Source organism: Psychrobacter cibarius, assembly GCA_030686115.1.
Classification (GTDB): domain Bacteria; phylum Pseudomonadota; class Gammaproteobacteria; order Pseudomonadales; family Moraxellaceae; genus Psychrobacter; species Psychrobacter cibarius_C.
This window is the reverse complement of record CP131612.1, coordinates 1949425-1973504: the sequence shown is the minus strand read 5'-3', so window position 1 is coordinate 1973504 and position 24080 is coordinate 1949425. Positions and strand designations below refer to the sequence as shown.

Below are 24080 nucleotides of genomic sequence, written 5' to 3'. Positions count from 1 at the left end.
ATATGGCAGACTACAAATATACACCCACTAAGCTTGAAGTTGGCCGTTCGAGACTGAGTATCTGGATTGCGTTAGTTGGTGTAACTGTTTTAATTATATGGGCTTCTTTTGCCAAAATCGATCAAGTGACTCGTGCCAAAGCAACAGTGATTGCCAGTGCCCGAACTCAAGAAATTCAGGCATCAGAAGGTGGTGTATTAACAGAGCTTGCAGTTGTGGAAGGTCAAGAAGTTAAAGCAGGGCAGTTACTTGTCGTGTTAGAAGAGGAGCGAGCAAAAGCGGCAGTAGATAACTCTGCCTCTAAAACAGCTGCATTGAAAGCCAAATTAGCACGACTAAATGCGGAGATTTTTGAAAAACCTTTGATTTTTACGCAGGATGTTAAAGATTACCCAGAGTACGTACAAAACCAAACGGCACTTTATAATCGGCGTCGCCAAGCCATCAATGAAGATGTCTCGTCTTTGGAAAAAATGTTGGTCTTGGCTAAGAGAGAGCTTAGCATGAATGAGCCGCTACTGACGTATGGTGATGTCAGTCAAGCAGATGTGATAAAACTGCGTCGCCAAGTCGCAGATATTGAGGCGCAGATTAATAATAAGCGCAATAAGTATTTTGAAGAAGCTCAAGCAGAGATGACCAAAGCCCAAGAGGAGTTAGATACAGAGCTTGAGCAGTTAAGAGACCGTCTGCAAGTCTTAGATGAAAAACGTCTATTGTCACCCACAGAAGGTAAGATTAACAATATCAATGTGACAACTATTGGCGGTGTGGTCAAGCCAGGCGAGGTCATTATGCAGATTCTACCAACCAGCAGTGACCTTATTATAGATGCAAAAGTCAGCCCTGCAGACATTGCTTATATAAAAGAAGGGCAAGATGCAACAGTCAAGCTTGATGCCTATGATTATTCAATATTTGGGGCAATGACTGGCACTGTAAGTTACATCAGCCCAGATACTTTAATGGAGAAAACACCCAAAGGAGAAGAGCCATACTATCGAGTATTAATCGTTATCACGGGTGCTGAATTTAAAGGTCGAGAAGATAAAATAGTCATCAAACCAGGCATGACAGCTTCTGTCGATATAAAGGCGATGGAGCGCACAGTATTGTCTTACCTAACAAAGCCTATTACTAAAACGTTATCGGAAGGTTTGGGTGAAAGGTAGTAATGTATAATAAAATCGCAATTAATCACTGAGTAATGGTTTGATGGTCTTTTTTGTCAAAGTCATTTTTTAGTTGCTCCATCTCATTAATCTTTTGCTGATTACGCTTTTTCACTTCATTGATGGCTGAGCTTAATTGATGGTTAATTTCTTCTGCTTCAGACTTTACCGAAAGATAGTTTTTATCTGTATTAATCGCATTTTTCTCTGTTGGAATGTCTATATTTAATAAACCTGCCCTGTTTCTCATATCCTCTATAGACTCGATATTATTTGCCGCTAGAGACACAGTTGTTTCGTTTGCTGGATATTTTAGCGTGTCACTTTCTTGAATTCTCTCTTTCGGTAGGATTGCAGGTGTTTTATAAGGAGTAGGGCTGTTTTTTTTAGAATCTAAAGAAGAGATTGTTTTTGCTTCATTGGATGGTGCCATTGTGTTTTTATGGGTTATTTGCTTCGTGTCTTTAGGGTCATTATCAAGGTTGTTAGGAGTTGTAGTCTCACTGAGGGTAGGCAGATAGGTTTTTCTGGTGATGGGTTGAGAGTCATGGTTTAGCGCTTTAGCCGCTGATGGTTTAGCGGTATGTGCACTGCTACTGGTCAGCTGCGTCGATGTTTCCTTATGTATATTGAGATAAAAAAGGTAGAAAACTCCTATGTGCACCAATATTGCAAGACATAATGCCCATAGCCATTTTTCACGGAGTTTTAGCATGATTTGGCTTTACCTCTTCGATAGTAGAGCATGTGGCAGATATATCGAGATTATCAAATAATGAGGCTCATTACTATTGATAGGAATAATAATCAATGTTGAGTTTGGGCATATTATTTAGGGCATCTTGCACTTGAAGAAAGGTTTTTAGTTTGAGAAAAGCGATAAATTTAAGTGGTTCATCGCTTTTAAAACAGTTCAAAAATACAAAACGTCATTGTTTATCATTCTATACTTTCGGCATCCTCTCGTTTGACAATTTTATGCTGGTCTTCTGTGCTATCGACTTTCCAATAGCTAGATATGTACAAATGTGTTTTAGGTATTGGGCGATCTACCTTAAAATAATGGCGTAGAGCGCGCATACTATGGAACTCGCAAGCCGCCCAGACCGCAGGTTGTCCTGCTAGCCAAGTAAGCGCTTTAACGTGATCAAGCAATGGGCTGCTTTCTGCATTTGGATGTGCATTTATCACCCAATGAATGTCAAGGTTGTCTGGCTTTTCGAGTAGTTGCTTATCTGCTTCAGTGGTAATCTCAAGGACTGCATAGCCATGTGCGTCAGCAGGTAGCTGGGCAAGATTGACGGTAATCGCCGGCAGCGCTGTCATATCACCGATCAATAAAAACCAATCAGCCTCATTGTTAATCAGCTTCTTTGGTCCAGGACCGCCTACCGATATTTGCTCACCCACTTGGGCGTTACGTGCCCATGTTGAAGCAGGGCCTTCTGTCTCATGCAACGCAAAATCGACATCTATTTCGTTATCTCGTTGAACGCTGACGGTATAGGTGCGCATCAATGGTCGAGCCTCATCGCCTTGAGGGAATATCAGCTTAATGTAAGCGCTTTCTTGATCTGCCGGAAAATCAGTCAATCCAGCCCCGCCAAGCGTGACGCGGCACATATGTGGCGTGAGGTATTTACTGCCAATTACATCTAGCATTCTTGGGGTAGGTTTTGCCATATTAATACTTTCCTTTATTTAACTGTTTCATATTTTTAGCCCATTTATTAGATTTGGTTCAGATTGATATTCTCTGGTAATGGTAAGTTCTACATTGCCTAAAAATTGGCTTTTAGGCTGACGGACATTTGGCGCTCAGGTCCCATCCAGCAATTGTTAATATCGTAACAAGCGCCGACATAGGTCTTATCAAAGAGATTGTTGACACTCGCGCCGACAGTGAGCATCGGATTAATTTCGTAATTGCCACCGATATCTACCAAAGTCACGCTTGGTAATTCGTCTGAGTTTTGCTTATCAAGTTGCATACCGCCTTCATAGCGCACGCCAGCATTGAGACTGAGCTTGTCAGTAGCATAATAATCTGCCCACAATGTTGCCTTGTGCTTAGCCGTTTGCGCAGGGGTATTGCCGACCACATCAGGGTTGTATTCATCTTCTGTAATCTCAGCATCGGTATAGCTGTAGCTTGCCGCGACATCTACCCAGTCGTTGAGCATATGACTGCCTGATATCTCAAAGCCTTTGGAGGTAATTTCACCCGTTTGAACTTTTTGTTGATAATTAGATGGGTTCGTCACTATGACATTTTTTTGAGTGATATCAAATACCGCAAGCGTTCCTTGTGTGGCGCGATTGGCAGAGAGATATTTGACACCAGCCTCTAGCTGATCGGCAGTCGTTGGCTTAAATGGCGCATTGGTAATAAAGTTACTACCGACCACTGGCTGAAACGACTGCGAGTAGCTTGCATAAGGAGATAGTCCATTATCAAAGTCATAAATGGCTGCGAGACGACCACTGGTTTCTGACGCATCATTGTTAATTGTTTTTTTATTATAAATGACGCCTTTAGTGGCTTCGGTTTGCTCAGTACTACTGTCAAAATTATCGTGACGTAAGCCTGCTACCACTGTCAAATCTTGCCATTTCATCTCATCTTGTACATAAAAACCAAGCTGGCTTTGTTCGATGTCTTCATCTTGACGGTAAGCATCTAAAGGCAACGTATCGGCATTGATTTGCGAAAAATCTGGGTTAGATAAGTCAAGATTTGGCGTGCCATCTGCACCAGCATCATAATAAGTGGCGGTGCTGTCGGTCTCTTGATACTCGATACCGAACAATAGATTGTGTGAGGTGTTGGCAGTATTGAACTCATAAGCAAGTTGATTGTCCGTGGTCCAGTTGTTCATGCTCTCATCGGTAGTATAGGCTACGCGGTTGAGTATCTTATCACTGCCGTTTACAAACCCGCTGTTGTACATATTACGTTGCTCTGCCTCGGCATCGGTATAGCGTAGGATATGCTTGAAGGTTAATTTGTCATTGATAGCCCAGTTGACAGTCACACTCGGCATGAGTACTTCTTTGCTGAAGTGATTCCACTCATCGCCGGCATAGGCGTCACTGCCTAATTTGCCATAGCTGGCATGGTAGACAGTGCCAACGGCAGGCAGTGGGGTGGAAGGCACCATTTCTGGATCATCTTGATAAAACAGATTGGCAAGAACGGACACATCTTCTGTCGGTCGCCATTCCAGTGACGGATTGATCAGGGTACGTTCTTCTTCTGTGGTCTGCATCTGCCCATCTTTTTGTCGTTTTAACGCCACCAAACGATAATTGAGCGTGTCTGAGATAGGTCCTGTCGTATCGACCGCCACTTCTTTTAGGTTTTGATTGCCAACTCGCAACTGTACCTCAGATGCTTGAGTGCTTTTTGGGGTTTTGGCGACTTGATTGACCATGCCACCTGGAGATGCATAGCCATAGAGTGAGGATGCGGGCCCTTTGACTATTTCGACTGCTTCTGTTGCGTAGATATCGACTTGCGGCATCAGATTCCAAGCTCCATCGTAGGGCAGTCTTAATCCATCGTAAAAATTGGAGTAAGTTTTAAAACCGCGAATATTGTATTCATCAAAGATGGACACGGTACCGCGACTCTCAGTACTCACCCCTGGTTCATAACGTAACGCTGCATTGACACTGTCTGCTTGACGCTTTTGTAACAGCGCTTGATCGATTCTCGTATAGCTCATGGGCGCGTCATTGGGATCTAATGCTGTTTTGGTGCCCGTACTACGGTAGTTGTCGGCATAGACAGTAATGGTATCCAAGGTGGTCGATGGTGTCACGGTCTCATTATTATTAACATCATTACCAATATCATTATCGACGTCGTTCTCAACACTATTTTCGATGTTATTCGGCATTGTCTCAGCATAAGCTGCATGGCTCAAACCCATTGCCAATCCCAGTTGCACGGCGAGAGTTAAACGTTTTTGACGAATGGATGTAGACGTTGAGATAAAACGCATCATATTTCCTTGTAAGTTATCAAATGCCGAAAGCGAAAGAAAAGGAATAATAACATTAATGATTATCATTATCATTAAAAATTTACAAACAAAGCGTTCTTAGTAAGATGTCGAGTGAAGTAGCCTCATTTTTAGCCCATCAAGATAACTATGATGCAAACATGAAGATTGAGGAAACGCCCCAATATGACGATAATTTTTGACTATAAGCAATGGTGTTTACAAGGCTTTTCTCGTATGATGCAGCCGTCTATTTGGAATCAACTTTTAGATCAACAGGCAGACAGGATTTATTACTACTATTAATAGGTCTAGGTCGTTCATTGAGCAACCAAAGATTGTTAAAGGTCATATTTATGAACAGACATACAAGTCAATCAACCAATACTCAACGCTATTTTACGGTATGGCGTTGGCATTTTTATGCGGGAATGTTTATAGCACCTTTCTTAATTATCCTAGCTTGCAGCGCACTTGGCATGCTGTTGATGTCTAACATTACAGGTCGTGATGATGACCGCCTCACCATTACCACCCCAGATTCAGCGGTGACGGCACCTATTTCTACGCAAGCTAAAAACGCGTTGAACACTTTACCTAACAGCACGCTGGTGAAATATATCGCGCCTCGTGATACGGACACTGTTGCCTTGTTTCAAGTTAAGTCAGCCAGTCATGAGAATATGGTGGCGGTGAATCCTTATACGGCTGATATCGTCAAAAGCACGCCGACTAATAGTGGTCTGTACTATACCTTTAATGATATTCATGCTGATTTACTATTGGGCAAAGTCGGTGATTATATCCAAGAAACCACTGCCTCATTGACGATTTTAATGATTCTAACGGGTTGGTATCTATGGTGGCAAAAACGCAAATCACTCAAAGCCATGCTTATACCCAATGATGCTGTAAATAATAAGAAAAAACGCTCATTCATACGTACCATCCATGCGACATTGGGCAGTTGGATATCTGTGTTGCTACTGTTTTTCTGTATTTCAGGAATGGCATGGGCAGGCATCTGGGGCGAGCGTATGGTACAGGCATGGAGTCAGTTTCCTGCGGGCAAATGGGGCGTTGCGCCAATGCCGCTTTCCATTGATCACAGTCAACATCATGTTGGTATGGATATGAATAACGCTGAAGCCACGCCGCACGTTCATGGAGCAACACCAGCCACAGCACCCACGCATGGTGATGCACTAAATACGGGTAGTACCAAAGATGTGCCTTGGGTGCTTGAGTTGACACCAATGCCAGCATCTGGCACTGTCGCTGGCAAGGATGGTATCGCGTCCAATATACCGATTATGATCGATACTGTAGATCGATTTGCCCGTGAGATTGGTGTTGTCGGACGTTACCAATTAAATATGCCACAGGGTAGTACGGGTGTCTGGACGATTAGCCAAGACTCAATGAGCTATGATATGAAAAATCCAATGGCTGATCGTACGGTACATATCGATCGTTATTCGGGCAATATTTTGGCAGATATTCATTTTAATGATTATAATGCTTTTGGTAAATTTATGGCGGCAGGCATTGCGATTCATATGGGGACGCTTGGATGGTGGAGCGTATTGGTCAATGCCCTATTTTGCTTATCAGTTATTGCTATTTGTGTGAGCGGTTACATGATGTGGTGGCAGCGCCGTCCACGTCATGCCAGTGAAAAGGTTGGACTGAATCCACCAGCGCGTGGTCTCAGTTTTTCTATATGGTGGCCGTTTGCCATTCCTTTGTTAGCAGTGGCAATCATATTCCCAACCGCCATCATCGCGATTATTGCTATCGGATTACTAGATTTCTTAGTCATTTCACGGGTTGGTTTTTTACAGAAACTATTATTTTAAAATTAAATAAAAGAGCCATTCAAAAATTCATTCTTATTTACACAAAATCGGGGCAACTTTCTAAAAGATGCCCCGATTTTTTATTGTTCGCCATTAATTTTTTACTAAGCCAGCATTTACGTCAACATAGCAATAGCATCGGCACTAGCACGTTGCCGCTCTTCAGCATTTAACTCAATGAGTCTGCCTTCTTTCATCAGTAATAATCGATCTGCATGCTCAAAGTAACCATCATCATGACTGATGATAAACAGCGTTTTACCCAAGGCTTTGAGTTCAGGTATCAGTGTTTGGTAAAACACTCGGCGAAAGGCAGGATCTTGGTCAGCCGCCCATTCATCGAGTAGCAGTATGTCTTTTTGTTCAGCCACGGCAATGAGCATGGCCAAGCGCTTGCGTTGTCCTTGTGATAGCTTGTCGGTCGATAATTGGTTATCAGTTACGCTGACTTTATCTTGTAAATTGAGCTTGTGTAGCCATGTATTTACGAGTGCTTCATCAGGCTGCTTTCCCTCTCTACCAATCAGTTGTTTAAAAAGATGCTGATCGCTAAAAATGGCAGAAAAAAGCTGTCGATAATCGGCATTATTCTGTGAATCAACGCGCTGGCTGTCTATTTTTACAGCACCGATGCTAGGGGTGAAAATGCCTGTAATAATCTTGGCAAGCGTAGATTTTCCGCTACCATTTGCCCCGATTAAAAACACCACATCGCCACGTTTCAAAGTCAGATTAACCGATTTTAGGATATCGGTAGAATTTTCATTTTCTTTGACCACTACCTCGTTTGCATCGGTATCAATACTTGCATAACGATAGCCAATATCATTGAATGATATGGACTGCCAGTTGTTTACCACAATATCCGTCGTAAAGGTTGATTGGTACTCCGCCAATTCTAAAGATTGTATTTTATCCAGCGCCACTTGTGCCGTTTGTAAGGTCGGATACGCACCGACGGCATGGAGGATGGGTGATTGCATGAATAGGATGGTTAAAGAGAAAGTGGTGGCAATACCCATTGGAATAGCAAGATAATTTGACACGGCAAACACCACACCAATGGCTGCGAACATCATAATATTCGACCAATTCACTGCGGATAAATGATAGGTATCCGATTTAATCACTCGATGTTGATAAGACTTGGCATGATTTAAAAAATCATGTTTGTAGAGTTTTTCGGCGCGGTGTTGATTAAGCGCCAGCTCTTTGCGACCATCTATAATGGATTGATAGTCCTCATATAAAAGATCATTGATCTCTCTGAGCTCTCTTAAATGAGTATAGACATGCTTCACTAAAATGGTGCTTATCCAAATCGTCATCGCAATCCAAAACATGACAATCAATAATAATGGCAGCGACAGCCAGCCTAAATAAAGGGCGACACCAACCGATAAAATAACGCCTTGCACCAGCTCTGGCATACGCACAAAGGCGACGGTAATTGATTGGATGTCTGAGGACAGGCTGGCGAGTAATCGTGCGCTACCCAAATGATCTATTTGCGGAACTTTAGTGTCGATGATTTGTTTGACCAGCTTGGTTCTAAGCTCGTAGACGAACTGATGCCCCAAACGAGTCAGTGCATATTGTGATGCGAAGGTCGTGACTAACAGCAGCACCACCAAAGCTGAAAATTGACCCAAGCTCGCCCACGATAAGGTATTAAAAACAGGCTGACTGATAAAGGTGTGATTGATATAGGCAATGATGCCCACACTGACCGCCGCATTCACCAAATTAAGGAAAATAACTTTAAGAAAGGGCAGGCGATAGTGTGCCCAAATCATCTGATATAAAGAAACGGTGGCGTGAGAGGACATAATGGCTCAATAATAGAATGGTTTTTTGCGTATTTTTGATGGCATAAAAGGGAGTAGGTTGTGCCTAATCCCTTTTATTTAAGTCTTATAAACGTGGTTTAATCTGCATGTCTTAAAAGTCGAAAGTCGCTGATACTTTTAGGGCAGTAGGCTCACCGGCATTTAAATACCCAGCACCCGCATAACCACCCACTGATTGCCAATAGTCTTCACCAGTAATATTAGTAACTACTCCTTTTAGCGTCACGTCTTGTCCAGCGAGCATGGTTTTGTAGCGAGCACCTAGATCTAGCGTGGTATAACCGTCAACTTTTAAGCTGTTGGCGGCATCGGCATAACGTGCGCCTGTGTGAATGATATCACCGGTCACCGTCAATCCTTCAACTGCTGCTAAATCATATTCTAGGTTGACGTTGCTTTGTAGTGTGGGCAGTCCGATGACTCGGTTGCCGTCGAACGTCACATCGCCCGTGTCTTTTTGCTCAGCATTTAAGTAAGTAACACCAGCATTGAAGCGCATGTTTTCGCTTGGGCTACCAAATACAGTCAATTCCACCCCTTGATGTCGATTTTCTCCAGCAGCGGTAAACGTATTGGCGTCATTGAAATAAGCACGCGGCTCATTAGTGCGGAATATTGCCAAACTACTGCCAATCAAACCATTGTCATACTTAACGCCAACTTCAGTTTGCTCACTCACATAAGGGTCTAAATTTTGACCACCATTGGTGACAGCACCACCATTATTAGTCAGAGGTGCCCTTGCACCTGGCGCTAGGCTTTCGATATAGTTACCATAAACAGACCAGTCCATGCTCGGTTGATAGACAATACCAATACTTGGTGTCCACTCGCTTTTATCGTAATCAGCAGTTTGTACTTGAGTATTAGGATCATAGCTGGTGGTTTTTAAATTCTGATGACGCACGCCTAAAGTGGTTTTTAGTTTGTCATCGAACAGTGATATGGTATCGGCTAGCGCAAAGCTTTGGAATTGCTTCTCGTTGGTTAGTTTTGGATCGTCTAAGTTACCACCGAAGATTGCTGTGCTTGTAAAAGGGACCTCAGCGTAGTCGGTGGGATGGTACAAATTGGTTGCGGGTTGATTACCAAAATCATAGGCGAACGCCCCTTTTTCTTCTTGGTCATAGAGATCCGCTGCTAGTACCCAATTATGAGCCACTTCACCTGTTTGCCATTTACCACGCAGACCGAGCTCGGCACTTTGTACCAAATCTTTTCTAGAATTATCAAAGCGATAAAACGTGCCCGCACCATCAACATTGTTGACGGTTAGATTGGCCAGTGAGTTTTCTTCCTCGCCTCTTCGCACACCGTAAGCACCATAAGCGGTGACGTTATCATTAAAATCATATTCTCCTCGAATGGTACCAAAGACATCTTCTTCATCTGAATACGTCCAAGGCTGCGCCCAATTCTTTGAGCCGTCTGGTGCTTTTGGTACTCTAGAAACACCAGCAAGTGTGACACTAGGACGGGTCTCTTTGAGTTTGTTGTCTTGCCAGCCCAAATCAGCTGATAGTCGATACTGATCGCCTCTATAATCTAATCCTAACGCTGCCAGACCCAGTGTTGAAGATTCATCATCAATCGCGCTGTCGCCATCTTGATAAGCGGCATTAAAGCGAACGCCAAACGCATCATCAGTACCAAAGCGATCACTGACGTCTACGGCAACTTTGCCTTGATCGCCCTGACCATAACCGAGTGTCACCTTACGTAGCGGGTCATTGCCAGCTCGTTTGGGCAGCAGGTTAATCGTACCACCGGCGTTACCACCACTGGGTGCTGCGCCATTGAGCATGGCGGATGCCCCGCGCTGAACCTCAACACGCTCGAACAATTCCGTTGCGATATACTGCCTTGGCAATATGCCGTATAGACCGTTATACATAGTGTCATCAGAGGTTGTGACAAAGCCGCGCATAAAGTACGCTTCTTGAAAGTTGCCAAAGCCTCTAGCGACACGAACAGTCGGGTCTTTTTTGAGCAGGTCGCCCACACTTTGGGCTTGTTGATTGCCGATATACTCATTGGTATATGAGGTAGTGGAGAACGGCGTGTCCATGATGTCTTGATTGCCCAAGATTCCGACGCGGCTTCCGGTTGCTACTTGACCACCTTCATAGGCATCTGGCAACCCATCGGCTGATGCATCAGCACTACTGGTCACGACAATCTCATCGAGTACCACGCTTGGGGTATCGGATTGAGCGTCAGCATTTAAATCTGTTTGTGCCCACGCGGCTTGGCTTGCACCCAGTAGTATTACCGATGTGGACAGACAAGATGAGCACAGTGATTTTAATGACAAGGGATGACGAGACATATTCAATAGAGTAGGGCGAAATAAAGCAGAGTATAAGCGAGACAGTTGCATGAATATTTCCAGCACATAAGATTAAATGCTTATTATAATGATAATCATTTTCATTACAATATATTACTGGATTAAATCTCAATATATTTTTATCGTATTAAGTGTACGTTTTCGTTAGGCAAAGTAGTAAGTCGTCTAAAGTTGGTCAGTCACGCTATGTTGATTAGTCGCGCTATACCAGCAGCAACGATTGTTATTAGCTCAATTTAGCAGTCAGCATAAGCGGTCGGTACGTGGCTAAATGCTTTCTGTTTATGACTACATGTTTGCTACTTATTAAATGTTTGCTGTTTACAAAAAATGCCACTTATGAAAAGGTGCTGTTTATAGAGATATGCTACTTACAAAAAACATAATGATTATTGAGCTCGCCAATAGACTTTAATAACCATATCCTGACGTGATAACCTAAGGGTTGCCTTTAGTTGCTGTCGTAATGATTTGATATCCGCTGCTTCTAGCGCGCCCCATACTTTGTCAATTTTGACAGGCAGTCGCGCAAATTGTGTATTTAATAATGCCATTATTTGCTCAGTAATATTAGTTGTTGGGGTATTAACCAGCTGGCACACATTATCTTGCAAAAAATGCGCATTATGGCGTAGTTGATTACTGAGTGTGAGGGTGTGTAAGTAACGGATATCGTCTGGATCATTAGTGATGGCAATGACGAGGGGCGGCAATGGATTCTGCCAGTTTTCCAATAGATTGGCCACCGTAGGCAAAGAGGTTTCATCACAGATGAGTAAGCACTGACCAGTGCTGAGATGTTCTATTTTCTCTGGATATTCACGTACTGTTTTGATTTGAGTGCCACAGTCAAGCGCGCGCACCCAATTGCCTCCTGCCGTATCGCCATGAGTATAAACGTCTATCCACGCTTGGACGGACGAGCTGCTCGAATCTCGCCATGCTTTTCGCAAGGTATAGTAGCGCTGTAAAGGTTTGTCGCTATCTTTGGGCTGGTGCTTTGTAGCAGATAGACCGTCCGCATCCAGCTCAAACAAATACGCGTAGCCCGGATGAGAGAGTGGCGTACTATCGGGTGCGGTTACCAGCAGTCGATACATATTGGGGCTGGCATAATAGCCATTAATGACCGTAAAACGCTGTTCTTGAAGCTTAATCGTGCGCTTGCCAAGCTTATTGGCAGATGTTTGCAGTAGCGTTATATATTGCTCTTGTAGCGTCATAGAGTCACTAATAGGAACTGTAAAATCGATAAAATATTGACGGCTGAGCTTGCTGCTGTTTGTTAAGGTATCGTAGTCATGATGGGCGGTTGTGACATCCATTAGTATCCCATCAGTATACAGCTCTGTTATCGAGGCGATCTCGTGCTCACTCACTGCTGTGGTAGTAAAGGCATTGATAAACATCGCGAGTTCATCTTGATGCTCTTCATTGACATGACTCATAAACTGGGCTTTGTCAGCCATGTCGAGCAGTGTTTTATCGAAATCGTACTGAGTAAGTGGTTGAGCCATAAGATGTCGTCCAAGCCAAAATTCAAATAATTGTTCAGCAAAATTTTTTTTAAAAATGATTGGCTGCTGGTTAAGGGCAAGATGGAAATGTAATAGTTAATAAGCATAAAACATGAAAATGTTAATGATTATTAATGTCATCTAGATTTTTATTACGATAATATACCATAGGTTAATTTATTTACAATCATAAAAGGACTGGTGTTATCGAATGACTAATAGCTTTCTTGTAATGATTGGCAGTGGTGACTCTTAAACTGTATATAAACGTTATCACCCAACCCGTTTTTGCAAGGTTTGATAGCTTACAAAAAAGGGTTGGGCGAGCTAAAGTCGAACAGTAGAGTGTTAAGGAGCAGGCTGAATGTCTATTTTAAATTCCCATGAGGTCGCAGTCGTCGCTGAGCTATCAGGGTAATTGATTTTATCCAAACGCACGCGGGCATAGCTATTGCCTTCAGCAGATCTAATGAGCGCGCCTTGAGCGCTGTCAACCGCTTTGGCATTTAGTTGATGGGTCATGCCATTGTAGGTATACCAGCCAAAGTCTAGGTTCGGGAAATTACCCGTATAAGCAGGGTTGAGATCCGAGCCTTTACTATCAATGACCCAGCTTCTGGCACTCATCGGTTTATCGTACACAGCGGTGTTGGTAAGGTCGGTTAAAGTCGCCGCACTACCATCGGTCATAAACTTACTGACAATGGGTTCACCTTTATCATCATAATACCCTATTGGTGTTTTTGATAAGAAGCCACCAACTTTGCCTTTATTAGTGCCAATCGCAGAATCGCCACCATTTAAAATGACGCTATTACGCTTAAAGCCAATCTGCCAAGAGCTGTTTTTATCGGCGCTACTTTGTCCTGTGGTTAGATCAAAATAGACCCAGTTATCATTGTTTGAGGCATCGATAGTTTTCGTCTGTACCTTGTTCGGTAGCGCCGTATCAATCCAGCGCAGAGTAGGGTAGCCCGAGGTTCCAGCATTATTATAGTAGTTGGTAATCTGCATGGCATAAATAGGCTGCTGGACGCTGCTGTCTGTCATGGCACTGCTATTATCTGTGGTGACAAGGTAGACACGATTGTTCGGGTAGAGCTGATGGTTGTCTTTTAAATTGTATTCAAACCAAGGCTGTGCATCAAAAATACCACCACTACGGTCTTCATTGTAGTGCATGGTAATATCACGACTGGTATCAGGATCTTGAGTTGCATTGCTATAACGACTCAGATCTGACCAATCGATTAAACCAAAAACGCCGCCTTTACCTGCGCCAGAATCACCGCTATTTGACCAAAGCTTGACCGAACGCGCTTGGTTATCAAACTTGATATCCCACTTATCCTCAGCACACGAGCTTTCAGCTTTGGCATCAAAGTCATAACAGGTTGCAGTATCAGGCGCTAGATTGGTGACTTGCCAAGTAGCCGTTTCGCTAAAGCTGGCAGTGCTAACAGGCGGCGTGTTACCACCATTATCGCCATTTCCGGTATTGCCACTACTCGAGCCATCACTGCCGCCTCCGCAACCGGTCATGCTGAGTGCTAAAATACTGCCACTAAACAGTAATGCCAATTTGGTCGGCTTGGTGTGAACTGCTGGGAGAATGAGGGTCATATCAGCTTCCTTGATGGTTGTGGTTTCAGATAGAGGGTACAAAATAAGGGTAAAAATAGCGGTACAAATACACTTGCTTTAGAATGATTGTGACGTAAAAGCTTACCAATGGTAGCTGGCGCCAAGTAACCACTCGCGATTATCAATGGGACGGTAGTCACTGGTATCGGTAACATCACGCTGCACATCAAAGATATTATTAATCGCTGCATACAAGCTCAAGTTTGCAGTTGCGTCATAATTGAGCTTGCTATCGAGTGTCCACCAAGAGGGTGAATACGCTTGCTCGCTGGTACTAATCAGCTGTTTGGATTCATAATTGAGGCGCGGGATCAGCTGTAATTTGTCATTGATTTGATAATCTAGTGCCAGCATCGCTTTGTGATTGGGCTTATAGGTCAGCTCGGTATCGGTGACATTGTTATGCGTCTTGAGGTAAGCGTAGCTGGCTTGTAGTTTGGCGCGCTCGTCCACTTGCCAGTCAAGGCCAATATCGCCGCCATAGGTTTTGGCACTATCGACGTTCATATATTTATAAATGGCGATATTTCCCTCAAAGCTCGCATTGTCTTCATCGGTCTGAATCAGGTCATCTATCTCGTTATAAAAACCATTGACCGTCAAATTCATGGTGTCGCTCAGCTGACCTTGATAGCCGATCTGGTAACTGGTTGAGGTTTCAGGCTGCAAGTCGGGGTTGCCCATGACTTTATAACCCAAATTGCTATGGTCAAAGACGTAGTAGCGTTCTTTCAGGTTGGGCACGCGATAACCACCGCCAATGCTGCTACGAAAGACATGGTCGCGCCCGCTTGCATCCAAATGGTTGTATTTGAGTGACACTTTTGGTGCAGTATGGCCACCAAAGTCTTCATCGTTTTGATAGCGAATACCGCTCAATACTTCCCAGTTATCGCCGATCAGCCAATCATCTTGTAGATACAGCTCACCGACATCACGGCTGACGTCATCGCTGATAAGCTCGCTGACTTGGTTTTTCGTTTGGCTTAACTTGTCTTGCTGAACCTGACCGCCGACTTGGATAAGATGAAGGTGCTTATCGGATAGCAATAGCTCAGGTAGATCGAGCTGGGCTTGCGCCAACGTCGTACTAATCTCTGTATCACGGGCACTAGTGATGGCTTGTTGTGTTTTAGTATTGGATTCGCTTTGATATTCCTCATGCAGCGCTTGAGCTGACAATCGATAAGTCTTGCTGCGATCATCGACATGCGGCGCGATATCAGCGCGTGCCCCGACACTAAAGCGCTGCTTGGTGATGTGCTCATCTCTTTGCTGTGCCAAATAGCGCGGCGCGACATAATAATTAAAGCGACTAATATCATCTTCTTTATAGTGGCTGGCTTCTAGCCAATATTGAGAATTTTTGACCAGTCGGCTATCGTTGCGGTCATTGTTATTACCTGATGTGTCGTTACCGTCAGGGCGGTAGCTGAGGCGGGCACTGACTTGTGATTGCTCGCTGGCATCTTTTAATCTGGGCCATGCTTCATGATCTAAGCTTAAACCATTATTGTCCAGATACGAGCCTGATAGACGCGCGTGAAAGCGCTGGTTTTTATCCAAAGCCCCTTCCACGCTGGCTTCTACATAGCGCTTATTGGCATCTAGCTTTCTACCAGATGGATTTTGCTGCCCATTGCTGGCAATCTCGGTGGTGATATGTCCTGTTGCCGCGCCAATGGGTTTGGTGATGATATTAATGACACCGCCCATCGCTGCGCTACCAAACTGCGCTGATGCCGCTCCTTGTACCACCTCTATCTGTTCGATATCCATATTCATATATTGATTCAAGTTTACTGTCGAGCCAGTGCTTGCTGTAATCGGTAAACCGTCAATCAACACCAATACTTGATCACCTGTGAAGCCTTGCATGCTGACTTCGTAACCTGTCTTGCCGTGGACTTCACGTAAGTAGACATTGGGCAACAAGGCCAGCGCTTCTTTTAAAGTATGAGCATGGTTGTCATCGAGCTGCTGGCGGCTAAGTACTTGCAGGGCAACTGGCGAATCACTTAAAGCGCGCTCAGAGCGAGTCGCCGTTACCACGATAGGGTCTAAACGTGTGCTCGGCATGGCTGCATCGTCGGTCATATCACCATTCGTCTCTGCGAAAATAGGCGCTGCTTGGGCTAAAACTGACGTGAATGCAAACAATGCTAATGCCACACTTATGGCTAATGGGCTACGACGCAGCAGTGAGGGATGGGTGTCTAGTCCCGTATGAGTCAACGATAAATCAAACGCTAAAATTGACATAAGTAAAACAGCCATCGTAAAAAGAGAAAGTAAGAAAGTCGCGCTGCTTAAAGACCTTTTGCTACAAAAAGAGCGATCTAAAGCGACCGTTTCATAGTATTAATTATTAAAGGTTTGGTTACTTGATTCACTAGATTAAGTAACAAAGCCCAGACATAGTATTTCAAACGATAATAATTATCAAGATGTAAATGATAATTATTATTATTTACAAAGTGAAAAAATGTTGCCATAATGATTTCGTCTGAAGCCTAGAGATAAAATTATAAATGATGAAATAGAAGCGATAATTGCTAACAGCCTGCTTGATAAATATACCCTTGCTGCATCATTGCGGGCACTGTAGTACAGCAGGCATTATTTTTATCAAATATTAATCATAGGCATCGTCGCTGCTATTTTCTGAAGATGTTCATATCTCAATACTACATAGCCAAGATCATTGGCTTTTTTACTGCTATTTATTTTATGGAGACCATCATGAGTCAACCGTTATCGTTAACCAAAAAAAATACTGAGCTGTGGCAACAGTACCAAGCATTAAAAGCAAAAACGCCGATGCTATTTCCCACAGAAGGCGCGGCTGCATTAGGTATCAGCGAGTTTGAACTGATGTTAGCCTCGCCTTATAGCCAGTATATTGGTGATCAGTGCAAAACTGTATTAAAGCAATTTGAGAACTTTGGTGACATGGAAAGCATCGTCAGAAACGAGCTAGCCGTGCATGAAAAAACCGCGCCATATCATAATCTTAAGCTTGGTGAAAAGATGGGATTGGCACTCAATGTGGGTGGTCTAGATTTGCGATTCTTCATGTGGCAATGGCAGCATATGCTGGCGGTAACGGATACCAGCCGCGCCGATAAACCCTCTTATAGTATTCAATTCTATAACGCGCAAGGCGGTGCGATTGATAAAGTCTATCTACGAGAGTTAAGCGCTGAGACTATTGCGCGCTGGCAAGCGATGATTCAGGAGCAGCAGCAAACGGTGAATAATGAGACGCTGACGTTAGAGGCACAAGAGCCGCTAAATGACTGGCGTTACAAGGCATTAAGTGAAGAGGAGCGTACGCAGTTACAGCAAGGCTGGCAAGCAATGACAGACGTGCATCAATTCCACTCATTATTAAAAAATCTCGATATCGATCGTGCTAGTAGCTACTATCAAGCACCAGAGCAGATGACGCAGCAGCTTGATATTAGCGCGGTCGAAGCGGTATTTGAGCAAGCGCGTGATGCGAAATGTCCGATTATGATTTTTGTCGGTAATAGCGGTCTGGTGCAGATTCAGACTGGCACCGTGCAGACGCTCAAGCGCATGGGCGATTGGTTCAATATTTTAGATAAAGACCATAATGACTTTACGCTGCATTTAAAAGACAAAGCATTGGCGCAACTGTGGAGTGTCAAGCGCCCAACCAAAGACGGCATCGTGACTTGTATCGAAGGTTTTGATGATCACGGCGTCAGTATCTTTAGCGTGTTTGGTCAGCGAATTGAAGGCACGCCTGAGCTTGAAGCCTGGCAGCAAATTGTCTCGACGGTCATCGAAGCGCATCCATATGCAGAAGCCTTAGCAGCAGTTGCAATGCCTGAAGAAGAGAGCGTGTAAACCCGTCATAAAAAATCAGCAAATTTTGCGATATTGACACTCACATAACGGATAAGTCATAGCTGTTGTGTGAGTTATTTGGGATGCTTAATACACGTTAATGGTTCTGTTAATAGTGTCATTTTTTACGTTAGCAAATTAGGAATGCTTATGTCTTCTGCATTATCAAAAACAGTAATCACTCACGCAGTGATAAATAAAAAATTGATGAGTCGTGCTATCAGTACTGCGGCTATTATTGGCGCATTTGCCGCGCCCTCACTTTCTGCCCAAGCTTATGATCGTATTGTCGCGATGAGCCCCGATGTTGCAGACGTCGTGGTGGCACTAGGAGCGACCAATAAGTTGGTTGGTAAAGATGCGACCAATCATAATCCAGCGTTAAAGAGCGTGCCAGCCGTGGGTATGCACCGTAATATCACCGCCGAGTCTGTGTTGGCGGTCAAGCCTGATTTAGTGCTCGGCAGTTATATGGTACAGCCAGTGAGCATTTATCAGCGCTTAAACGGCTTAAAAGTTAAAGCCGTCAATGTCGCGCCTAAAGAAGAGGTAAGCACCTTTGCCAACAGTATTAAATCTATCGGCAGTTATGTTGATAAAAAAGCTGAAGGGTCGCAGCTTGCGAAGCGTTGGAATACAGGGATGAGTCCAATGGCAAAGACGGGTAAGCGTTATTTATTAAGTTACGATGGTCGTATTGTTGCAGGTAAGGGTACGGTAGGGGATGAGTTGATTCGCCGTGCGGGTGGGATAAATGCTGCCAATGTATCTGGGTTAAAACCCATGTCACGTGAAGGCTGGCTGGCAGCCAAGCCCGATGTGATCATTATTGCTGATCATAATCAGGCAGTGGTCGGCGGGGTCAGTAAATTTAGCAAACGTCCAGAGATTGCAGCAAGTGCCGCAGGCAAGAAGGGCGGCGTACACTTTTGGCCAGCCGATGACTTTCTGCGTTATGGCTTGCATTCGCCTGACGTCTTAAAAAAGCTGAACACTGTAGCAAAATAGCCTAAGCAAAAATCCTTTATCTCATATTCAACAAAATGACATCTCACATGGCAAATACGATTTCTGCTTCTATCTCTACACAAACTGGAAAACATAAACCTAGCATCTACTATATTACTGCCGCTGTCATATCTGTGCTACTAATTTGGTTGGCGCTTGGTATTGGCTTTGGCGAATGGTCAAGCCCTAGCCATCTTGACGATACTATTTGGCAGCTGCGTTATCCGCGTGTGGTGACGGCATTACTGGTTGGTATGGCGTTGTCAGTTAGTGGTGCAGCATTACAGGCTTTATTTGAAAATCCTTTAGCGGACCCTAGCTTAATCGGTACATCAGGTGGCGCAGCGCTTGGTGTTGTTTTGGTTCTGGCATTGGGGTTTGGCGGCATTGGGATACCGCTTGCGGCGTTTACTGGAAGTGTATTGGTGTGCTTGTTTATTCTCGCTTGTCATCGGTTTTTGGGTGGTGGGCAGATGGGCTTGCTGATATTGGGATTTGTCATCAGTGCTTTTTGTGCGGCGGTGGTCAGCCTAATTTTATTCATGTCTGATGACATGGTGCTGCGTTCCGCGACCAATTGGCTGTCAGGCAGTATGGCGGAAGCGGGCTTTGTACCGCTGCGTTATTCGATTGTCTCTATGTTATTGGGGTTAGCAATTTTATTGCCATTAGGTCGTCAGTTGGATGGACTGATGCTTGGTGAAGCCGCTGCTAAATCTTTGGGTATCAAAGTGGGTGTGGTTCGTTGTTTGGTCGTGATTGCCTCGGCATTATTAACAGGGGCAGCGGTGTCTTTAGCAGGCGTCATTGGTTTTATTGGCATGATGGTACCAAACCTATTAGCTATTCTGTTTGGTGGCGGACGTATGCGTCTCATGATTTGGTCTGGCTGGCTTGGGGCGATATTATTACTCGTCATTGATGGCGCGGCGCGGCATGTTGCTTATCCAGTGGATGTGCCCGTTGGCATCGTTTTAGCGTTGCTTGGCGGTCCATTCTTTATTTGGCTGTTTGTGCGTAGTAGCCGCCGCTAATTGGAGAGAGTATTTATGTTTCATTCATTTTTTACGGCTATATCAAAGACATCACCAGCGAGTCGAGACAGTCGTATAAATAGTAGTGATATCAAGAGTAGTGATGCAGGCGAGCTGTTGTCGATGCAAGATATTCATATCTCGCATGGTCATAAAACATTGTTAAAGATAGACAAACTAACCGTGCCAAGCCAAAAGCTGGTCGCCTTTATCGGACCAAATGGCGCGGGTAAAAGTACGTTGTTGCATACGGTTTTAGGTCAACACACAGGAACCGCGCTTAAAACGGATGGTCACATTACGATTTACGGTCAGCCGATCAACGAGGTCATGAATGATGGTCATATCGCTTGGGTTGGACAACATGAGCGTTTTGAGCTGCCGTTAACGGTATTGGATTATGCGCTGTTAGGAGTCTCGCCAAATCTTGCATGGTATCAGCGCCCAAATAGCCATCATGTTGAGCGCGCGCAACGTTTACTACAAGATTTTGAGTTATCAAGTTTGGTCAGTGCCCGCGTGCAAACCTTATCAGGCGGTGAAAAGCAGCGCTTGGCTATCGTAAGGGCGCTAATGCAAGACACTAAAATCATGATGTTTGATGAGCCGACCAATCATCTTGATATTCGCCATCAGCGTTTTTTACTTCATTATTTGCATAATTTGGTGCGACAGCAACGCAAAAGTATCTTGGTTGTGTTGCATGATTTGACCCATGCGCATCGCTATACTGATGAAGTGGTGCTATTAAACGGTGGACAAATGGTTGCACAAGGAACGCCTAGTGAAGTGATGACACGCTCGCAACTAAGCGATGTTTATGATGTCGACATTAAGGTGCATCAAACTGAAGATGGCTTGGTGTTTGTATGATTCTGAGCACTTGAGCTATTATTTTGACTTTACGATAGGTATTTGATGATCAACTTGGCTTTTTAATCTGTATATATCGCACTGATTTATTCGGCAGTAAAAACCCTTTCATGCTATATAAATAATAGTATGAAGGGGTTTTTTACATCTTAACTATTGTAGTGAATCAAATACTCTTAATATAACCATGCAAAATATAACCATACTAACAGGATGATTTTCAGTTAATAAATAATTTTAAACCTAAAAAATGTTGCAGTAAACTCGCATAACGATCGGATTTAGTAGAAACTGTAAACCACTAGATATTTGTTCTGAACGGGAGAAACTCATTGCGCGCTATTCCTTATAAACTGATTGTTAGCGCACTACTGCTCATCATTGTTGCGGGCTTTTTTGCCTTTCGCTGGTGGCAAGGACCACTATTACCAAGCTATAGAATATCTTCGATGCCTTTGGTGCAGACGGTCGTAGCGACTGGACGGATAGTTGCCGTATCGAATACTGACATTGGTAGCGAGATATCAGGTGTTATATTAGAGCGACGGGTAGCAGAAGGCGAACAAGTCGCTGCAGGAGATTTATTGTTGGTACTAAGCTCCGATGACGTTGCAGCCCAAGTGCGGCAAGCAGAAGCCGAGTTGGCGGAATTGATTAGTAGCACTCGTCCACAAGCAGTGGTGGATTTGACCAATGCCAAAGTAGCGTTGGCGCAAGCTGACCGTAATGTCGAGCGTAGGCGCGAATTGGCTGCTATCTCAGCCATCTCTGATGAGGAAATGGAGCAAGCGATTCAATCCCAAGCCCAAGCACGCAATAATCTTGAAAATGCACGCCTGAGAGCGAATGCACTCTCCTCTGGTGGTGTTGAAGAAGATTTATTACGTGCTCGTATCGCAGCATTGCAGGCTCAGCTCAATAAAGCGCAAGTACGTAGCAAAGTATCAGGCACTATTCTGACCCGTAATGTCGAGGTAGGTGATTTGGTGCAACCAGGTCAGAGCTTGTTTACTATTGCCCTCGATGGTAAGACTGAAATAAGAGTACCGCTTGATGAACGTAATTTATCTCGGTTGGCTTTGCAGCAACCAGCTGTTGCTATTGCCGATGCCTATCCGGATAAACCGTTTCCCGTACGTATTAGTTTCATTGCACCAAGTATAGATCCGCAACGCGGTACGGTAGAGGTGAGATTGTCCGTCGATCCTGTACCTGATTTTTTGCGTCAAGACATGACGGTATCAGTGAATATCGAAACGGATCAACGCGCAAAAGCCTTAGTCATTCCTAATGATGCACTAGCCAATGTTAAAGAAGACAGCGCCGAAGTATTATTATTGCGTGATGGTAAAATACAACGTCGAGTAGTGAAATTAGGGTTACGCGGGCTATCAGCATCAGAGGTGCTCTTAGGACTGAGCGCAGGCGATGAGATATTGGGTGATGCGACAGTCTCACTGGCTGATGGAAAAAGAGTGAGAACCGCGCTTCAAGCAGCACCTTTTGCCGCTCCTGATGCTGACAAGATGAAGACTATAAGTGATAAGAGCCAAGCAGCGGAGACAGTCAATTGACGGCTTTTTTCGGTAGACTATGGATTGATGCCAACATTGCCATCAGTTTTTTACGCGAGGGACGCATACAGTCGTTGATGATTACTCTTGGAGTGGCGATAGGTGTTGCCGTTATTATATTTATCACCGCACTCATCCAAGGATTACAGACCAACCTTATTGACAGTACCCTCGGCAGTCAGGCACATATTCGCTTAGTAGCGCCAGACGAAGTCAACCTAATAGCGCCATCTGCTGATGATACGCTGCAACTGATACAAGAAGACAAGCGTCCACAGCGGCTACGTTCTATTAATAATTGGCAGCAAATCACTGACACGCTAGATCAACTGCCCTTATTAACTGCCGTATCGCCAAACGTGTCTGGGCCTGGGTTTGTCCGGCGTGGTGAGGCATTAGAGTCGGTAATACTAGTAGGTACTGACTTGGTGCGTTATCAGAATATAATCCCACTTAATGAATACTTAATCAGTGGTGAGCTGCGAGTGGGCGCAGATAATGTATTGATTGGTAGCGAGCTGGCTAAAGATTTGGGTGTAGAGGTCGGTAGTAAACTGCGCTTAGATACTGGTCAAGACGATGGCGATAGTAGTCCCAGTAATAATTTGAGTAACAACCTTGGTAGCAACATTAATAACAACAGCGCTGTAGTCAATATCGCTGGTATATTCGAGCTCGGCGTACGAGAGCTTGATGCGCGCTACGTGTATCTAGACCTAAAACAAGCGCAGTCATTACTCAACCTACCGGGCGGTATCACAGTCATTGATTTGACGGTTGAAGATATCTTTGAGGCGGAGGAAATCGCTGCACAAGTGGGTCGTTTGACCTCATTGCAAGCAGAAAGCTGGATTGAAACCAACGCCCAACTGCTGAGTGGTCTCACGGCTCAAAGTTTATCTAGTAATATGATTGTCGTTTTTGTGGCGATCTCAGTAGCTTTTGGCATTGCCAGTGTGCTGTCGGTCAGTGTGGTTCAGCGTACGCGCGAAATTGGTATCTTACGAGCCATGGGTGCAACTCGTCAGCAAATCCTACGAATATTCTTAATTCAAGGGGCTATATTTGGCTTGTTAGGCTCTATTGTCGGTAGTGGTGTCAGCTATGTATTGGTCTGGTCTTTTAATACTTTTGGGCCCGACATATTTACCATTCCCATATCGATAAACCTGATCTTAGTGACTATGTCGTTAGCCACGCTAACTGGTGTGATAGCAGCTGCTATTCCAGCGCGGCGCGCAGCAGCACTTGATCCAGTGGTGGCTATTCGTTATGTCTAATCATGATTCTAGCGACACTTTTAATAATGAATTTAA

General features: G+C 44.2%; 16 protein-coding genes. 8 read left to right on the top strand and 8 right to left on the bottom strand.

The genetic code is table 11. The annotated features are described in order from the left end of the window. Positions 1-2: 2 nt before the first annotated feature. On the top strand, positions 3-1172 hold the full coding sequence (locus Q6344_08190) for an HlyD family efflux transporter periplasmic adaptor subunit (GenBank protein ID WLG12589.1): 1170 nt from the start codon (positions 3-5) through the stop codon (positions 1170-1172). Positions 1173-1197: 25 nt separating this feature from the next. Here Q6344_08190 and Q6344_08185 read toward each other — a convergent pair whose 3' ends face one another. The 3 genes from Q6344_08185 to Q6344_08175 form a co-directional block, all read right to left on the bottom strand. Continuing rightward, positions 1198-1887 carry a hypothetical protein gene (locus Q6344_08185; GenBank protein WLG12588.1) on the bottom strand — a complete coding sequence of 230 codons (690 nt, stop codon included), beginning with the start codon at positions 1885-1887 and terminating at the stop codon, positions 1198-1200. 224 nt (positions 1888-2111) lie between these two features. After that, positions 2112-2855 carry a siderophore-interacting protein gene (locus Q6344_08180; protein WLG12587.1) on the bottom strand — a complete coding sequence of 248 codons (744 nt, stop codon included), beginning with the start codon at positions 2853-2855 and terminating at the stop codon, positions 2112-2114. Between the two features lie 98 nt (positions 2856-2953). Next, positions 2954-5179: a TonB-dependent siderophore receptor gene (locus tag Q6344_08175; protein ID WLG12586.1), complete on the bottom strand. Its 2226-nt coding sequence runs from the start codon at positions 5177-5179 to the stop codon at positions 2954-2956. A gap of 356 nt (positions 5180-5535) precedes the next feature. On the opposite strand from Q6344_08175, the gene Q6344_08170 reads away from it, so the two are divergent. Next, positions 5536-7038, top strand: a complete 1503-nt coding sequence (locus Q6344_08170; protein WLG12585.1) for a PepSY domain-containing protein — start codon at positions 5536-5538, stop codon at positions 7036-7038. Positions 7039-7154: 116 nt separating this feature from the next. Here Q6344_08170 and Q6344_08165 read toward each other — a convergent pair whose 3' ends face one another. The 5 genes from Q6344_08165 to Q6344_08145 all read right to left on the bottom strand — a co-directional run bounded on the left by Q6344_08165 (position 7155) and on the right by Q6344_08145 (position 16661). Next, positions 7155-8867, bottom strand: coding sequence for a multidrug ABC transporter permease/ATP-binding protein (locus Q6344_08165; GenBank protein WLG12584.1), 1713 nt, complete (start codon positions 8865-8867; stop codon positions 7155-7157). A gap of 112 nt (positions 8868-8979) precedes the next feature. Next, positions 8980-11268 (bottom strand): TonB-dependent receptor, encoded by a 2289-nt coding sequence (locus Q6344_08160; GenBank protein ID WLG12583.1) that lies wholly within the window; start codon positions 11266-11268, stop codon positions 8980-8982. Between the two features lie 359 nt (positions 11269-11627). Further along, positions 11628-12755, bottom strand: coding sequence for a siderophore-interacting protein (locus Q6344_08155; GenBank protein WLG12582.1), 1128 nt, complete (start codon positions 12753-12755; stop codon positions 11628-11630). 348 nt (positions 12756-13103) lie between these two features. Further along, positions 13104-14378, bottom strand: coding sequence for an HmuY family protein (locus Q6344_08150; GenBank protein WLG12581.1), 1275 nt, complete (start codon positions 14376-14378; stop codon positions 13104-13106). Positions 14379-14480: 102 nt separating this feature from the next. Continuing rightward, positions 14481-16661: a TonB-dependent receptor gene (locus Q6344_08145; protein WLG12580.1), complete on the bottom strand. Its 2181-nt coding sequence runs from the start codon at positions 16659-16661 to the stop codon at positions 14481-14483. 480 nt (positions 16662-17141) lie between these two features. Between Q6344_08145 and Q6344_08140 the strand changes: the two genes are divergently transcribed. From Q6344_08140 to Q6344_08115, 6 genes are all read left to right on the top strand, one after another. Continuing rightward, entirely contained in the window at positions 17142-18275 is a 1134-nt protein-coding gene (locus Q6344_08140; protein WLG12579.1) for a ChuX/HutX family heme-like substrate-binding protein, read from the top strand. A gap of 150 nt (positions 18276-18425) precedes the next feature. After that, positions 18426-19283: an ABC transporter substrate-binding protein gene (locus Q6344_08135; protein ID WLG12578.1), complete on the top strand. Its 858-nt coding sequence runs from the start codon at positions 18426-18428 to the stop codon at positions 19281-19283. 47 nt (positions 19284-19330) lie between these two features. After that, positions 19331-20317: an iron ABC transporter permease gene (locus Q6344_08130; GenBank protein WLG12577.1), complete on the top strand. Its 987-nt coding sequence runs from the start codon at positions 19331-19333 to the stop codon at positions 20315-20317. A gap of 15 nt (positions 20318-20332) precedes the next feature. Then, positions 20333-21190 (top strand): ABC transporter ATP-binding protein, encoded by an 858-nt coding sequence (locus tag Q6344_08125; protein WLG12576.1) that lies wholly within the window; start codon positions 20333-20335, stop codon positions 21188-21190. A gap of 332 nt (positions 21191-21522) precedes the next feature. Continuing rightward, positions 21523-22764 carry an efflux RND transporter periplasmic adaptor subunit gene (locus Q6344_08120; GenBank protein ID WLG12575.1) on the top strand — a complete coding sequence of 414 codons (1242 nt, stop codon included), beginning with the start codon at positions 21523-21525 and terminating at the stop codon, positions 22762-22764. Next, positions 22761-24044, top strand: a complete 1284-nt coding sequence (locus Q6344_08115) for an ABC transporter permease (GenBank protein WLG12574.1) — start codon at positions 22761-22763, stop codon at positions 24042-24044. The genes Q6344_08120 and Q6344_08115 overlap by 4 nt, the downstream gene beginning before the upstream one ends. Positions 24045-24080 lie beyond the last annotated feature (36 nt).

Excerpts from the sequence above, each read along its gene's own strand:
- Q6344_08150 (WLG12581.1), bottom strand. The coding sequence starts at position 14,378 with ATGACCCTCATTCTCCCAGCAGTTCACACCAAGCCGACCAAATTGGCA.
- Q6344_08135 (WLG12578.1), top strand. The coding sequence starts at position 18,426 with ATGTCTTCTGCATTATCAAAAACAGTAATCACTCACGCAGTGATAAAT.
- Q6344_08180 (WLG12587.1), bottom strand. The coding sequence starts at position 2,855 with ATGGCAAAACCTACCCCAAGAATGCTAGATGTAATTGGCAGTAAATAC.
- Q6344_08175 (WLG12586.1), bottom strand. The coding sequence starts at position 5,179 with ATGCGTTTTATCTCAACGTCTACATCCATTCGTCAAAAACGTTTAACT.
- Q6344_08165 (WLG12584.1), bottom strand. The coding sequence starts at position 8,867 with ATGTCCTCTCACGCCACCGTTTCTTTATATCAGATGATTTGGGCACAC.
- Q6344_08145 (WLG12580.1), bottom strand. The coding sequence starts at position 16,661 with ATGTCAATTTTAGCGTTTGATTTATCGTTGACTCATACGGGACTAGAC.
- Q6344_08160 (WLG12583.1), bottom strand. The coding sequence starts at position 11,268 with ATGCAACTGTCTCGCTTATACTCTGCTTTATTTCGCCCTACTCTATTG.
- Q6344_08125 (WLG12576.1), top strand. The coding sequence starts at position 20,333 with ATGTTTCATTCATTTTTTACGGCTATATCAAAGACATCACCAGCGAGT.
- Q6344_08155 (WLG12582.1), bottom strand. The coding sequence starts at position 12,755 with ATGGCTCAACCACTTACTCAGTACGATTTCGATAAAACACTGCTCGAC.
- Q6344_08185 (WLG12588.1), bottom strand. The coding sequence starts at position 1,887 with ATGCTAAAACTCCGTGAAAAATGGCTATGGGCATTATGTCTTGCAATA.
- Q6344_08170 (WLG12585.1), top strand. The coding sequence starts at position 5,536 with ATGAACAGACATACAAGTCAATCAACCAATACTCAACGCTATTTTACG.
- Q6344_08140 (WLG12579.1), top strand. The coding sequence starts at position 17,142 with ATGAGTCAACCGTTATCGTTAACCAAAAAAAATACTGAGCTGTGGCAA.
- Q6344_08190 (WLG12589.1), top strand. The coding sequence starts at position 3 with ATGGCAGACTACAAATATACACCCACTAAGCTTGAAGTTGGCCGTTCG.
- Q6344_08130 (WLG12577.1), top strand. The coding sequence starts at position 19,331 with ATGGCAAATACGATTTCTGCTTCTATCTCTACACAAACTGGAAAACAT.